At 51.4% G+C, this 14234-nt stretch carries 10 protein-coding genes; 3 read left to right on the forward strand and 7 right to left on the reverse strand.

The genetic code is table 11. The annotated features are described in order from the left end of the window. The first annotated feature begins 209 nt into the window (after window positions 1–209). A complete protein-coding gene (gene lpxM / locus J1778_RS02695; protein WP_217171876.1) occupies window positions 210–1190 on the forward strand; it encodes a lauroyl-Kdo(2)-lipid IV(A) myristoyltransferase in 981 nt (326 codons plus the stop codon). A 44-nt stretch (window positions 1191–1234) separates the two neighbouring features. Here lpxM and J1778_RS02700 read toward each other — a convergent pair whose 3' ends face one another. From J1778_RS02700 to J1778_RS02725, 6 genes are all read right to left on the reverse strand, one after another. Continuing rightward, on the reverse strand, window positions 1235–2455 hold the full coding sequence (locus J1778_RS02700; protein WP_217171877.1) for an MFS transporter: 1221 nt from the start codon (window positions 2453–2455) through the stop codon (window positions 1235–1237). 97 nt (window positions 2456–2552) lie between these two features. Beyond that, a complete protein-coding gene (locus J1778_RS02705; RefSeq protein WP_217171878.1) occupies window positions 2553–4937 on the reverse strand; it encodes a GNAT family N-acetyltransferase in 2385 nt (794 codons plus the stop codon). Window positions 4938–4951: 14 nt separating this feature from the next. Continuing rightward, complete coding sequence (locus J1778_RS02710; RefSeq protein WP_217171924.1) at window positions 4952–6256, reverse strand: lysine N(6)-hydroxylase/L-ornithine N(5)-oxygenase family protein; 1305 nt, start codon at window positions 6254–6256, stop codon at window positions 4952–4954. Between the two features lie 19 nt (window positions 6257–6275). After that, window positions 6276–7844 (reverse strand): pyridoxal phosphate-dependent decarboxylase family protein, encoded by a 1569-nt coding sequence (locus J1778_RS02715; protein WP_238484541.1) that lies wholly within the window; start codon window positions 7842–7844, stop codon window positions 6276–6278. Between the two features lie 628 nt (window positions 7845–8472). Further along, window positions 8473–9915, reverse strand: a complete 1443-nt coding sequence (gene pyk / locus J1778_RS02720; RefSeq protein ID WP_217171879.1) for a pyruvate kinase — start codon at window positions 9913–9915, stop codon at window positions 8473–8475. A gap of 235 nt (window positions 9916–10150) precedes the next feature. Then, entirely contained in the window at window positions 10151–11020 is an 870-nt protein-coding gene (locus tag J1778_RS02725) for a MurR/RpiR family transcriptional regulator (protein ID WP_217171880.1), read from the reverse strand. A gap of 408 nt (window positions 11021–11428) precedes the next feature. On the opposite strand from J1778_RS02725, the gene zwf reads away from it, so the two are divergent. Together zwf and J1778_RS02735 are read left to right on the forward strand one after the other, a co-directional pair. Next, entirely contained in the window at window positions 11429–12904 is a 1476-nt protein-coding gene (gene zwf / locus J1778_RS02730; RefSeq protein WP_112290019.1) for a glucose-6-phosphate dehydrogenase, read from the forward strand. Window positions 12905–13178: 274 nt separating this feature from the next. After that, window positions 13179–13826 carry a bifunctional 4-hydroxy-2-oxoglutarate aldolase/2-dehydro-3-deoxy-phosphogluconate aldolase gene (locus tag J1778_RS02735; RefSeq protein WP_217171881.1) on the forward strand — a complete coding sequence of 216 codons (648 nt, stop codon included), beginning with the start codon at window positions 13179–13181 and terminating at the stop codon, window positions 13824–13826. A gap of 63 nt (window positions 13827–13889) precedes the next feature. Here the strand turns inward: J1778_RS02735 and J1778_RS02740 are convergent, their stop codons facing one another. Then, a complete protein-coding gene (locus tag J1778_RS02740) occupies window positions 13890–14234 on the reverse strand; it encodes a RidA family protein (RefSeq protein ID WP_112290022.1) in 345 nt (114 codons plus the stop codon).

Consider the following 14234-nt stretch of genomic DNA (forward strand, 5'->3'; position numbering starts at 1 on the left):
GCTTAAACTTGTGATGCAGTGATTTATTGCAAAATAAATCACTGCATTCATCATACTTCAAGGCACCGGGGCGTTGATTTCTCTCAGTCACCCGAATCACTTACCTGAGTAAGCTCATCGGGGTTCCTTCGTTTACCGCCTTCCTGTGACTCGAATTATTTCGAATAAACACTTATCATTAAGGCAGAATTTGTCATAAGAGCCTGAGCATGCAGCCAGAAAAAGAAAAACGATCTTCCGTAGAATTTATTCCGCAATTTCAGAAAGCCTTCTACCATCCACGTTACTGGGGCGTCTGGCTGGGCGTCGGTGCGATGGCTACCATGGCTTGGTTGCCCGCGAAAGTCCGTGATCCGGTGTTAGGCAGTCTGGGACGTCTGGCAGGAAAGTTTGCCAAAGGTGCACGACGTCGTGCTCAAATCAATCTGTTGTATTGCCTGCCGGAAACACCGGAAGCTGAGCGCGAACACATCATTGATGAAATGTTTGCTACCGCGCCGCAGGCGATGGTGATGATGGCTGAACTGGCTATCCGTGACCCGAAAAAAGTCATGCAGCGCGTACGCTGGCATGGTAAAGAAATTATCGATGAGATGCAGGCGAAAGGCCAGAATGTGATTTTTCTGGTGCCACATGGCTGGGCTGTGGACATCCCTGCGATGCTCATGGCCGCTGGCGGCCAGCCGATGGCTGCTATGTTTCACAATCAGAAAAACCCGCTGACCGATTATCTGTGGAATACCGTGCGTCGCCGTTTTGGTGGCCGTATGCACGCGCGCAATGACGGCATCAAGCCGTTCATCAGTTCTGTGCGTCAGGGGTACTGGGGCTATTATCTGCCGGATCAGGATCACGGTGCTGAACACAGCGAGTTTGTGGATTTCTTTGCGACCTACAAGGCGACATTGCCCGCGGTAGGCCGTCTGATGAAAGTCTGCCGCGCCTCCATTATCCCTTTATTCCCGGTGTACAACGCTCGTGAACAGCGTCTGGATATTTACGTCCGGCCACCGATGGATGATCTTGCGACTGCGGATGATCACTACATTGCGCGCCGGATGAATGAGGAAGTGGAGATTCTGGTTGGCCCGAATCCGGAACAGTACACCTGGATCCTAAAACTGCTTAAAACCCGCAAACCGGGTGAGCCTGAACCGTATTCGCGTAAAGAACTGTATCCGAAGAAATGACCGTCTGAATTTGAAAACAGCTGAGGCTCACACCTCAGCTTTTTTTATGCTTTTTTCAGCGAGTGCTTTAAAAATCCCGCAATCAGGATTGTGCCTGCCACGCCCGCGATAAGGCCTGCGAGCATGAAAATGCCGCTACCCAGTGCAAAATACAGCTGTTTAGCGATTTCAATTCCGCTTGCAAAGACCACGATAGTCATCAGCCCGAGTGCAGCCGCAACGGTGCCTTTTCCGGTCGGACTGGAAAACAGCGTCAGGCGATACAGACCCGCATTCACCAGTCCGGTACCCAGCGCATAAAGGCTCAATCCTCCCGTCATCCAGTACCAGGCATGTGCCATAAACATGGCCGCGAATGCACTGACCGACAAACCGAGAACGATCGGCACAATACCGAGGCAGACCGGCGTGCGGATATTCATTTTGCCACTGATTTTGCTCAGGATGATATTGCCAATAATCAGCCCGGTGAATACCGGAACCTGCAACCAGCCATATTGTAATGGCGTCATACCGGCGTCCTGGATCAGCAAAACCGGCGACTGCGCTACCCACGCCAGGAGTGGCAGGGTAATAAACCCGATGGCGAGTGACCCCATGACCACGCCCTTATTGGTGAATACTTCACGGTAATCGGCCAGCAGCCTGCGCATTGAAAAACGGCCGTCACGACCGGTAGCGGTTTCCGGCATACTGCGCCACAAGCCCCAGAACGCCAGAGCGGAGATGACGGAAAACAGCGCAAACATGGCTTTCCACGGTGCGTAATGAATGAACGCCGCACCCGCCAGTGGCCCGAGCAGCGGGGCGATCAGCGTAATGTTCGCCATCAGCGCCATCAGTTTGACACTCAGCGTTTCGCTGAATGCTTCCTGAATCGCGGCATAGCCGACAGCGCCGATAAAGCACAGACTCATCCCTTGTAAAAAACGCATCAGGATAAACTGTTCGATGCTTTGGGTGAAAACGGTCAGCAGACAGGTGACAGTGAAAAAGGCGACGCCCGCCAGTAAAACCGGCCTGCGCCCGAGGCGGTCGGAAAGCGGACCCAGCAACCATTGCAGCAGAATTCCGCCACACAGATACGCGGTCAGTGAGGTAGACACCCAGTCGGCGCTGGCGCTGAAATCGCTGATTACCTGCAACATGCCCGGCTGGATCATATCGTGGGCAATATAGGTGGCAAACTCGAACAACACCAGCGACAACGGGAACAGCCACTGGCGGAAATTCAGCCGTGAGGCGGGTGCAGAAACGGACGACATAACGTTAACTCTCCGGTACTCAAAATCGAAAAAGCGCGGCCTGTGAAAGCCGCGCAACTATTCATCGCATTAAAGTTTTATCGAATTAATCTGGTTTTCAGTAGCGGTTGGCGTACGCCGCAATTGGGTTTTCCAGCGTTCCGGCGAATTTCAGGTTCTGCGCCGGATCCGACAGGTTAATCATCTGCTGGTTATTCGCCAGTTGCAGGCGGTTGAGGCAAGAGTGCGTGAACTCTGCGCCAAACATGTCATAACGGGCAAATTTCCCGGCCAGTTCCGGATACTGAATCTGGTAATCCCGAACCACTTCAGCCACCACCTGCCAGAACTGGCCGGCCGGATAATCGCCGTTTTCTTCGAGAATGCGGGCGATAAAGCGGAATACGCCGGCGAACACGTCGGTGAAGATCGACAAAATTTTCAGGTCTTCAGGGACATCGACCGCCAGACGTTTGGCTTTCTCGGGCAGGTTCGCTTCGGGATTCATTACCGCGATTTCTTCGGCGATATCTTTCATGAAAGCGTTAACCGGAATATTGTTTTCAAAACGCAGGATCAGGTTTTCACCGTGCGGCATGAACACCAGATCGTAGTGATAGAAACAGTGCAGCAACGGGCTGAGGTAAGCGTGCATATAGCGTTTCAGCCAGTCACCGGTCGCCAGGCCAGAGGATTTAATCATCTCGACAATCAGTGCATCGCCATGTTTGTCGGTGTGGAGCAGGGCAGCCATGGTCATCAGTCGCTGATTAGGCTGTAACTGCGCCACCGGGTTTTCACGCCATAAGGCGGCAAACATTTTCTTGTACGCGCTGTCGCCTTTAATGGCTTCTTCGAAGTAATGATTGTGATACCCCAGTGAAGCGACTTCCTGCAAAATACTGAAACCGGTGGATTGCAGATAGGCGTCGTTTTCAACCAGTTCCGCCAGCCATTCGTTGATCCCAGGCGTTGTGGCCATGTAATAAGGCGACAACCCGCGCATAAAGCCCATATTCAAAATCGACAGTGCAGTTTTGACGTAGCGCGCTTGCGGACGACTGGCGTTATAGAAGGTGCGGATTGACTGCTGCGCCAGATATTTATCGTTGCCTTCACCGAGATAAATCAGGAACTGACGTGCAATATCCGGGGCGAAAACGGTCAGCAGTTTGTTCTGCCACTGCCAGGGATGTACCGGCATGAAATAGTAGTTTTTCGGATCCACACCCTGATCCACCAGTTTCTGCGTGAAGGCGCAAATCTGCGCGTCACCCAGTTCCTCGGCGATCAGTTTTTCATACGGTAAATCACTGACGCTGGCGAAATGCGCTTTGTCGTGATGTACCGCCACCCAGACCAGTTGCAGCGGATTCGCCGCTTCCGGCGCATAACGCACATAATCACCGGCATCAAAACCGATGCGACCGTTGTTAGCGATGAAGCTCGGATGGCCTTCGGTCATGCTGGTTTCAACGGTCTGGAAATCGGCTTCAGTCAGCTGTTTTGCCGTCGTGTGGTTGTTCACCAGTTTGTAGGCACTGCTGTAAAGCGTACTGCTGATTTCTTCCAGATAGGTCGGCAGCATGGCCTGTGAGATGCCAATTTGTTCTGCGAATTCAATGATGAATTTTACGGCATCGAGCGGCTGCGGACTGAGATTATCCAGGCGCTGAATGCTGTCGAGTTCAATCATCCAGTCATTCAGAGGCAACTGCCGCGCGCGGAAATGGTATTCAATTTCTGAAGCCGGCACCGCCAGCTGATAATCCGTCCAGGTGCCGGTAGTTTTCAAAGCTTGCGGGGCAAGCAGGCGCTCGTGCGTCAGTTCTGACAGGCATTTACGCAGCAGCAGGGCATTAGCTTTTGCCCAGATTTCGGGTTGCAGGTGCTGTCCGGTTTGCAGAGTCGAGGGTGTCATAATGTCTTTTTCCTTCTGGCTGGCCTGAATAAAATCCTCACGCTGGCAAAATGCCAGCCATGCCGTTTTGTGTGTCAGCTGAATTTGTTTCTGGTAGCGGAAACCGGCGCGCTTATTCAGCTTGTGGATCTTGTCGTTGCGCACATCTGGCTCGACCACGACGCGTTTCACGTCCGGTTGGCTGAACAGGTACTCCATCACGGCTGAAAACACCTGCCAGCTGAAACCGGCGACAGGTTTGTCGGCAGGGGAAAGCAGAATATGCATCCCCATGTCGCCGGGCTGAACGTCGTAATGCTCGCGCAACGGATCGTCCTGAACCGGATAGCATTCAATGAGGCACTGTGGCTGACCGTCGATTTCGCCCATCAGCGCGGCATGAGGTTTTCCTGCTGTCAGGTCGCGGTAAAACGCATCCACTTCCGCGACGGTGCTGTTTTGCATCCCCCAGAAATGTGCGTAAGGCTGAATCATCCAGCCATGCAAAATGGCGGCATCTTTTTCCAGCGCCAGAGGGCGGAAGGAAAGTTTTCCTGCGGCACGCTGGCAGGAAAATACGGAATGGGGTATAGCATCAGACATCGGTAAAATCTCCGTTAGTTTCCGGCAAGGTTGCGGGTACAAAAGGTCTGGAAGGCGATGGATTTTTCCACCGGATAAACTTCGTGTCCCAGCATTTCGCGGATAATCGTACTGTTGCGGTAGCATGCCATTCCCAGGTCCGGCGTAACGAAACCGTGGGTGTGCAGCTCAGCGTTTTGCACGAAAATCTGGTTATGGGCGTCAATACTGTAATTGCGGTTGACGGCGTAACGACCGGCGTCGTCCCATTGAATTCGGTTGTAAATGCCTTCGACAAACTGTGGCGGCTGATAGCCGTAGCCGGTGGCAAGGATCACTGACTCCGTACGGTGCCGGTATTCCTGCTGCTGTTCATGGTGCAGCAGGCTCATTTCCAGTTCACCATTGCGGTTGCGGGTCAGCGCTGTCAGTTCTGAATGGGTATACAAATCAACGTTCAGCGGACCGTCGAGGCGTTTGATGTACATCAGGTCGTAGATGTCATTGATCAGGCTGATATTGATGCCCTTATACAGGCACTTCTGTTCCCGGTTGAGCTGATCGCGTTTGGCCATCGGTAAATCGTGAAAATAGTCGATGTATTCCGGCGAGGTCATCTCCAGCGTCAGTTTGCTGTATTCGAGCGGATAGAAACGCGGCGCGCGGGTCACCCATGTCAGGTGGTAATCATGTTTTTCGATATCGGAGAGCAGGTCATAGTAAATTTCCGCTGCGCTCTGACCGCTGCCGACCACGGTGATAGATTTGGAATTCTGTAGCTGTTCTTTATTTGGCAGATACGCCGAGGAATGATGCACGTTGTTGCCGGCGTTACGGGCACAGGCAGGCATCCACGGCGACGGACCGGTACCCAGTACCAGGCGTCGGGTGCGGTAAACCTGTTTCCCGTGGCTTTTGGTCGAGCGCGTCTGGACGAGATAACATTCCTGCACTGCGTCCCAGGTCACCAGTTCCACACGCGTGGAAAATTGCAGGCTGGTCAGCTGGCTGCACGCCCACTGGCAATACTGATTGAACTCTTTGCGCATCATGAAGAAATCTTCACGAATATAGAATGAGTAGAGTTTTCCTTGCAGTTTCAGATAGTTCAGGAAACTGTAAGGGCTGGTCGGATCGGCAAGTGTGACCAGATCGGCCATAAACGGTGTCTGCAAATGCGCACTTTCCAGCATCATGCCGGTGTGCCAGTCGAAGCTGTCATTCTGGTCTAAAAACAGACCGTTCAGCTCTTTCACCGGTTCAGTCAGACAGGCCAGACCGAGGTTGAACGGGCCGATACCCACGGCGATAAAATCATACATTTGTTCGGTTGAATTCATATTCATGGTGCGGCTCCTTTTACCGGTTTTTCGCAGCGCTCAGTGCAGTGGCAGTCAGTTCTTTGCCGTAATGCGTGATCAGACTGAGCACATCGGCAACGTCTTCCGTGGTGGTGGTCGGGTTCAGCAAGGTGAATTTAAGGTACTGACGGTCATGCACTTTGGTACCGGCAATCACGGCGCTGCCATCGCGGAAAATGGCTTTGCGGATGTCAGCATTAATCGCGTCAATTTGCTCGTGAGTCATGGACATACGCGGTACGAAACGGAATACCAGCGTGCTGAGCTCAGGTTTATGCAGCACCTCGATATTCGGGTTCTGTTCCATCATCTGATGGGTTTCGGTGGCGCGTTCCAGCAGTACATCAAAGGATTCACCCAGCGCCTGCTGGCCCATGATGCGCAGCGTCAGCCACATTTTCAGGGCATCAAAACGTTTGGTGGTCTGAATACTTTTGTTGACCAGATTTGGCGTACCTTCGAGTTTTGCACTCAGAGGATTCAGGTATTCGGCATGGTGAGTGACGTGCTCCAGATGGCTGTGATCGTTAACCAGGAACGCGCTGCAACTCACCGGCTGGAAGAAGGATTTGTGATAATCCACGGTGACGGAATCGGCCAGATGAATGCCTTCGATGCGCTGACGATGCTGAGGCGATACCAGCAATCCACAGCCGTAAGCGGCGTCAGCGTGCATCCAGATTTTCTCTTTGCGGCAGATTTCTGCAATTTCATTCAGCGGATCGATGCTGCCGAAGTCCGTAGTGCCAGCGGTCGCTACCACGGCAATCGGGATCAGGCCTTCGGCATGACAGCGGTCGATTTCGGCTTTGAGCGCGCTGATGTCCATTCGGAATGCGCTGTCACAGGCAACCGGCACCACGGCGTCATAACCCAGACCGAGCAGGGCTGCGGATTTCTGAATGCTGAAATGGCTGACCTGCGAACTGAATATACGCCAGCGGTTGGCTTCCGGCGGCAGGCCCTGATATTTGATGCTGTGTTGCGGACGGGTACGTTTGCAGTGACTGTCGCGGGCCAGAAGCATCGCCATCAGGTTGGACTGGGTACCGCCGCTGGTGAAAATGCCGTCGGACTGTGCGCCAAAACCGATTCGGGCGAGGGTCCAGTCGATGACTTTTTGTTCGATTAATGTCCCGCCTGCGCTCTGGTCCCAGGTGTCTACGGACGAGTTAATGGCGCTGATAAAAAGCTCTGCCAGTTGGGACGGAACCACGGTCGGACAGTTCAGATGTGCAAGGTATTTCGGGTGGTGGAAATAGACCGCATGTTGCAGATATAAATCATCAAGTTCTTCCAGCGCCAGCCGCGTTCCGGCTAAAGGTTTGGTCAGGTCAATATGGCGAAATTGTTCAGCTAATTCAGAGGGAGACACGCCGGAAAATGGTTTCTCCGTATGGTTAATGTGAGATTTAATTAATTCAATCCCTTGCTCAATCTGCCTCTGCCATTCCGGCGTGCTATTTTGATTGAAAATATAACCTTTATTCTCACTTATTTTAGCCTGAGTGATCATGAGGTCTTTGGCGCTGTCCTGCATTATTTCCCAATTATTTATCTGGCTCATCATGGACCCTTTCTGTTTTATCCATTGTCTTTACTGCGGGCGAGGGGAAGCCACCCGGTAAAATTCAGGAGTTTTCAGTGAACGTGTGTATTAGCAGGCAGGGCTTAAGGCCACGCCTGGCAGGTGTGTGGTTTTATTTGTTTTCTTATCGCAAATTATAAGAATTATGTCTTGTTTGATTTCCTTAGTATGGACTTATACAAGGTTTTAACGATTGAGAATCATTATAAATGCAAATCATTATCATTCAACTACGGTATTGAACATTTGGTGATTAGGGGCGATTAAGCTTATTTTATGTGATATTCATCACATAAATGAGCTGATGTGGGCAGGAAAACAGGTATTTACATGGGAGTAGTCTGTATTTATTATTCGTTTTACAGGTTAAAGAGCAGGCTTTGACGATACAAAAAGTTATATTAATACACAATAAAAACAAGCCTATTCTGCTATTAGAAGTTTTTACAAAAGTTCGGCGGAAAATTATTTCAGGAAGATGGCAAAATAATGATCAAATTAAGGCGGGCAATTAACCGGATTGTTTCGGGGTAAAAGTGTCTGGAAGGGAAAAAAAAAGGCCGATCATAATGATCGGCCATTAATTCATATTTAATTACATGTCAGTTTAATCAACACGCAGTACACGACTGGTATTCGTGGTGCCGATGGTGCTCATGACGTCGCCCTGAGTGATAATCACCAGATCACCCGACAGCAGATAACCTTTATCACGCAGGAGATTGACCGCGTCCTGCGCCGCCGCTACACCGTCGTTCACGCTGTCGAAGAAGACCGGCGTAACGCCACGGTAAATGGCGGTCAGATTCAGGGTGTGCTCATGACGTGACATAGCAAAGATTGGCAGGCCAGAGCTGATACGGGACAACATCAGTGCAGTACGACCCGATTCCGTCATGGAAATGATCGCCGTCACTCCTTTCAGGTGGTTTGCCGCATACATCGCTGACATCGCAATGGCTTCTTCGATATTATCGAATTCCACGTCCAGACGGTGTTTGGATACGTTAATGCTTGGGATTTTCTCAGCACCCAGGCAAACACGTGCCATTGCCGCGACAGTTTCGGACGGATACTGACCCGCAGCGGTTTCTGCTGACAGCATGACCGCATCGGTGCCATCGAGTACGGCGTTCGCCACGTCCATCACTTCAGCACGGGTTGGCATCGGGTTGGTGATCATCGATTCCATCATCTGCGTTGCAGTGATAACTGCACGGTTCAGCTGACGGGCACGGCGGATCAGTTTCTTCTGGATACCGACCAGCTCAGGGTCACCGATTTCAACACCCAGATCACCACGGGCGACCATCACTACGTCGGAAGCCAGAATGATGTCGTCCATGGCAGCGTCGGTGGCAACGGCTTCAGCACGTTCTACTTTAGACACGATCTGCGCGTTACAGCCTGCATCGCGGGCCAGACGGCGCGCATAGTTAAGGTCTTCGCCGGTGCGTGGGAATGAAACGGCAAGATAATCTACGTCCATTTTGGCCGCAGTAATAATGTCTGCTTTATCTTTTTCAGTCAGGGCTTCAGCAGAGAGACCGCCGCCCAGCTTGTTGATGCCTTTGTTGTTAGACAGCGGGCCGCCAACGGTGACTTCAGTAAATACTTTCATACCCTGAACTTCGATCACTTTGAGCTGCACACGACCGTCATCCAGCAACAGGATGTCGCCCGGCACGACGTCAGCAGGCAGACCTTTATAGTCGATGCCGACTTTCTCTTTATCGCCTTCACCTTTGCTCATGTTGGCATCGAGCAGGAATTTGTCGCCAATATTGAGGAAGACTTTGCCTTCTTTAAAGGTAGAAACGCGGATTTTAGGACCTTGCAGGTCACCGAGGATGGCGACATGGCGGCCAAGACGGGCGGCGATTTCACGCACTTTGTTAGCGCGAAGGATGTGATCTTCAGGAGTTCCGTGAGAGAAATTCATACGTACAACGTTTGCACCCGCTGCAATGATCTTCTCAAGATTATTGTCGCGGTCAGTTGCCGGACCGAGGGTGGTAACGATCTTCGTTCTTCTGAGCCTTCTGGACATGCCTAACTCCGTTAACTGATGAAACATGGTAATGCAAAAAACAACGGATCCACTTTGCCGTAGGTGTAATTGTAATACAAAAGAGTTTCACCTGTGTGACCCGCTGACCTCATGTCTGACTTTCGCCTTGCGCACGTAGCGCGAAGATTTCCGGCCAGACTCCCTATTAAATCAATGATGCTTCATTCATTTGCTTATTGAATGATTTGTACCTTTACTCGCTGAGCAAGCTCACTCACTCAGGCAGGTTTGGGACAACTGTGCCTTTATCAAAGCGCGATTCTTTCAACGCTTCTTTGACCCGCTTCAGGTTATCTCTGAATTTTGCGCCGCGGCGCAGAGTAAAACCGGTTGCCAGCACGTCGATCAATGTCAGCTGGGCAATTCGCGAGACCATCGGCATATAAACGTCGGTGTCTTCGGGAACATCCAGTAACAAAGCCAGCGTCGCTTCATGGGCCAGAGGTGTATTAAAAGAAGTAATGGCAATCACCGTCGCATCGTTTTCACGGGCGAGCTGGGCGAGTTCGACCAGATTTTTGGTTCTTCCGGTGTGTGAAATCAGCACCACTACGTCGCCTTCGCTGGAGTTCATACAGCTCATCCGCTGCATGACAATATCGTCGAAGTAAACTACGGGAATGTTAAAGCGAAAAAACTTGTTCATGGCATCATGGGCGACCGCCGCGGAAGCGCCCAGACCAAAGAAGGAAATTTTCTTGGCCTGAGTGAGGAGATCGACGGCGCGATTAATGGCGGCGATGTCCAGGGTATTTTTGACCTGATCGAGGCTGGCCATGGCGGACTCGAAAATTTTACTGGTGTAAGCGCTGACGCTGTCGCTTTCATCCACGTTACGGTTCACATAAGGTGTACCATTTGCCAGACTTTGTGCCAGATGCAGTTTAAAATCTGGAAACCCTTTTGTGTCGAGACGACGGCAAAAACGGTTTACAGTAGGTTCGCTGACGTCGGCCATGCGGGCGAGGGTGGCAATACTTGAGTGAATAGCAACATGCGGCGATGCCAGGATAACTTCTGCAACTTTGCGTTCTGATTTGCTCAGAATGTCAAGGTGAGTCTGGATTTTTTCCAACGTATTCATAAGCATGCCACTCATAGGTTTCAACGATTTCTTTGAAAAGAGGAAATCGCACTGATTTGATGAAAATATACTACGCGCTTAATGCCGTTGGCAGCGTCAGCCAGGCGAATTAACGGCTTTTTTTGTCAGAGTTTGACCGAGATCTAACTTTCAGTATGGTAAATTCTGTTCAGTTTTGTCATAAAATTACAGGATGTTGTGGGTTTTAACAGCACCTGAGAGACTTATGATAAAAATAAGGTTTTCCGCAGAGTTATTACCTTGTCAGATCGTGGTTTACGGCTCACGGGCAATCAGAGTACATTGTTGCTGAAATAAAATTACAATATGTACCCGGGATAATTCGAGTTGCAGCTCACGCGGAGCAACCAGAAATATGTCAGGTATTCCTGCATTGAGGAGAAGAACATGGCGGTAACTCAGACAGCCCAGGCTTGTGATCTGGTAATTTTCGGTGCGAAAGGCGATCTTGCGCGCCGTAAGCTGTTGCCTTCCCTGTATCAGTTAGAGAAAGCGGGTCACATTCACCCGGATACCCGCATTATCGGTGTCGGACGTGCGGAATGGGACAAAGCGGCCTATACCGAAGTGGTCAAAGAAGCACTGACCACCTTCATGAAAGAAAAAATTGATCCGGAACTGTGGGACAAACTCAGTGCCCGTCTTGATTTCTGTAACCTTGATGTCAATGATCTGAAGCATTTCAAAGTGTTGGGCAAGATGCTTGACCAGAAAAATCGTGCCACCATTAACTACTTTGCGATTGCACCAAGCCACTTTGGTGCGATCTGCCGTGGTCTGGGTGAAGCCGGGCTGAACAAAGAACCTGCGCGCGTCGTAATGGAAAAACCGCTCGGCCACTCGCTGGAGTCGTCTCAGGTTATCAACGATCAGGTCGCTGAATATTTCGCCGAATCTCAGGTTTACCGTATCGACCATTATCTGGGTAAAGAAACGGTACTGAACCTGCTGGCGCTGCGCTTCGCCAACAACCTGTTCGCCAGCAACTGGGATAACCGCACTATCGATCACGTGCAGATCACCGTTGCTGAAGAAGTGGGTATCGAAGGCCGCTGGGGTTACTTCGATGATGCGGGTCAGATGCGTGACATGATCCAGAACCACTTGCTGCAAATTCTGACCATGATCGCCATGTCCCCACCGGCGGATCTGAGCACCGACCGTATCCGTGATGAGAAAGTGAAAGTATTGCGCTCGCTGCGCCGTATCGATCAGTCTAACGTGCGTGAAAACACCGTACGCGGTCAGTACACAGCCGGTTTCGTACAGGGCAAAAAAGTCCCAGGCTATCTTGAAGAAGAAGGCGCGAAGAAAACCAGCAGCACCGAAACATTCGTGTCTATCCGCGTGGATATCGACAACTGGCAGTGGGCGGGTGTGCCGTTCTACCTGCGTACCGGTAAACGTCTACCGACAAAATGTTCAGAAGTTGTGGTGTATTTCAAGAGCCCGGCACTGAACCTGTTCCGTGATTCTTACCAGCAGTTGCCGCAGAACAAACTGACGATTCGTCTGCAACCGGACGAAGGTATCGAGATCGAAGTACTGAACAAAGTACCGGGTCTGGAGCATAAACACCGTCTGCAAACCACCAAGCTGGATCTGAGCTTCACTGAAACCTTCAATGAACAGCACATTGCCGATGCTTACGAGCGTCTTCTGCTGGAGACCATGCGTGGCATCCAGGCACTGTTTGTGCGTCGTGACGAAGTTGAAGAAGCCTGGAAATGGGTCGATTCCATCATGAACGCATGGGCTGCAGAAAGCGAAGCACCAAAACCGTATCAGTCCGGGACATGGGGGCCGGTGGCTTCTGTGGCGATGATCACCCGCGACGGCCGTTCCTGGAACGAGTTTGAATAACGAATAATTTATTGAGTCATTACTCCCCAAAATGTTTGAGGTTGCAGCAAGGCGGCAAGTGAGTGAGTCCCGATGAGCTGACATGAGTCAGTGATTCGGGTGAACAAATGTAGCCAACGCCGCTGCGGCTTCAGACATGACGGGGAGGGTAGTATCGTCCAATCGGGTGTGGTCGGTTTCCAGTAATTTCTTCTTTCTGAAAAAATTACTGGACCCTGTGGCAGGGGCGCGCCATCAATCACAACGGTGCCTGCGGGCATGAATGGAGAACAAGATGAAAAACTGGAAAACAAGCGCGGAACAAATTCTGACCTCAGGGCCGGTCGTTCCTGTGATTGTTATCAATAAACTGGAACATGCCGTTCCGCTGGCCAAAGCACTGGTTGCCGGTGGTGTGCGCGTTCTGGAAGTCACCTTACGTACCCCGTGTGCGATGGATGCGATCCGTGCGATTGCCAAAGAAGTGCCCGAAGCCATTATTGGCGCAGGGACAGTGCTCAATCCAGAACAACTGGCCGAAGTGACCGAAGCCGGTGCGCAGTTCGCGATTAGCCCGGGCCTGACTGATGCGTTGCTCAAAGCGGCTAATGCAGGTTCGATTCCGCTGATCCCAGGCATTTGCACCGTTTCGGAACTGATGATGGGTCTGGATGCGGGTCTGCGTGAATTCAAATTCTTCCCGGCTGAAGCCAACGGCGGCGTGAAAGCGTTGCAGGCGATTGCAGGTCCGTTCCCGCAGGTGCGTTTCTGCCCGACCGGTGGCATTTCACCGGCTAACTACCGTGATTATCTGGCGCTGAAAAGCGTGCTGTGTATCGGTGGATCCTGGCTGGTGCCAGCCGACGCGCTGGAAAGCGGCGATTACGCGCGCATTACAGAACTGGCGAAAGAAGCCGTTGCTGGTGCGGGCGCAGCAGTCTGAGTTGACGTTTTGAAATATAAAAAACCTCCCGCGGGAGGTTTTTTTATGTCTGAAATTCGGCGATTAACGTGCAGCGATAATCTTGATTTCAATTTTGTATTTCGGGTTCATCAGATTAGCCTGCACGGTGCAGCGCACGGGTGCATTGCCCGGCGATACCCACGCGTCCCATGCTTCGTTCATGGCCGGGAAGTCTTCTTTATTCACCAGGAACAGGGTGGCATCCAGAATTTTGCTTTTGTCTGAGCCCGCTTCAGTCAGCGCTGCATCGATAATCGCCAGCGTTTCTGCAGTCTGATCTTTCGCATTCGCGTCCAGATTTTCCGGTACCGCAGTGTAATAAATGGTGTCGTTATGGATAACGATGTCGGACATCCGTGGCTCAGGGCGGATACGTTCGATGGTCAT

The sequence above is a fragment of the Rahnella bonaserana genome, assembly GCF_019049675.1.
Taxonomy (GTDB): Bacteria; Pseudomonadota; Gammaproteobacteria; order Enterobacterales; family Enterobacteriaceae; genus Rahnella; species Rahnella bonaserana.

Coding starts and splice junctions, on each gene's coding strand:
- J1778_RS02715 (WP_238484541.1), bottom strand. CDS start 7,844: ATGAGCCAGATAAATAATTGGGAAATAATGCAGGACAGCGCCAAAGAC.
- zwf (WP_112290019.1), top strand. CDS start 11,429: ATGGCGGTAACTCAGACAGCCCAGGCTTGTGATCTGGTAATTTTCGGT.
- J1778_RS02740 (WP_112290022.1), bottom strand. CDS start 14,234: ATGACCATCGAACGTATCCGCCCTGAGCCACGGATGTCCGACATCGTT.
- J1778_RS02705 (WP_217171878.1), bottom strand. CDS start 4,937: ATGTCTGATGCTATACCCCATTCCGTATTTTCCTGCCAGCGTGCCGCA.
- J1778_RS02710 (WP_217171924.1), bottom strand. CDS start 6,256: ATGAATTCAACCGAACAAATGTATGATTTTATCGCCGTGGGTATCGGC.
- lpxM (WP_217171876.1), top strand. CDS start 210: ATGCAGCCAGAAAAAGAAAAACGATCTTCCGTAGAATTTATTCCGCAA.
- J1778_RS02725 (WP_217171880.1), bottom strand. CDS start 11,020: ATGAATACGTTGGAAAAAATCCAGACTCACCTTGACATTCTGAGCAAA.
- J1778_RS02700 (WP_217171877.1), bottom strand. CDS start 2,455: ATGTCGTCCGTTTCTGCACCCGCCTCACGGCTGAATTTCCGCCAGTGG.
- J1778_RS02735 (WP_217171881.1), top strand. CDS start 13,179: ATGAAAAACTGGAAAACAAGCGCGGAACAAATTCTGACCTCAGGGCCG.
- pyk (WP_217171879.1), bottom strand. CDS start 9,915: ATGTCCAGAAGGCTCAGAAGAACGAAGATCGTTACCACCCTCGGTCCG.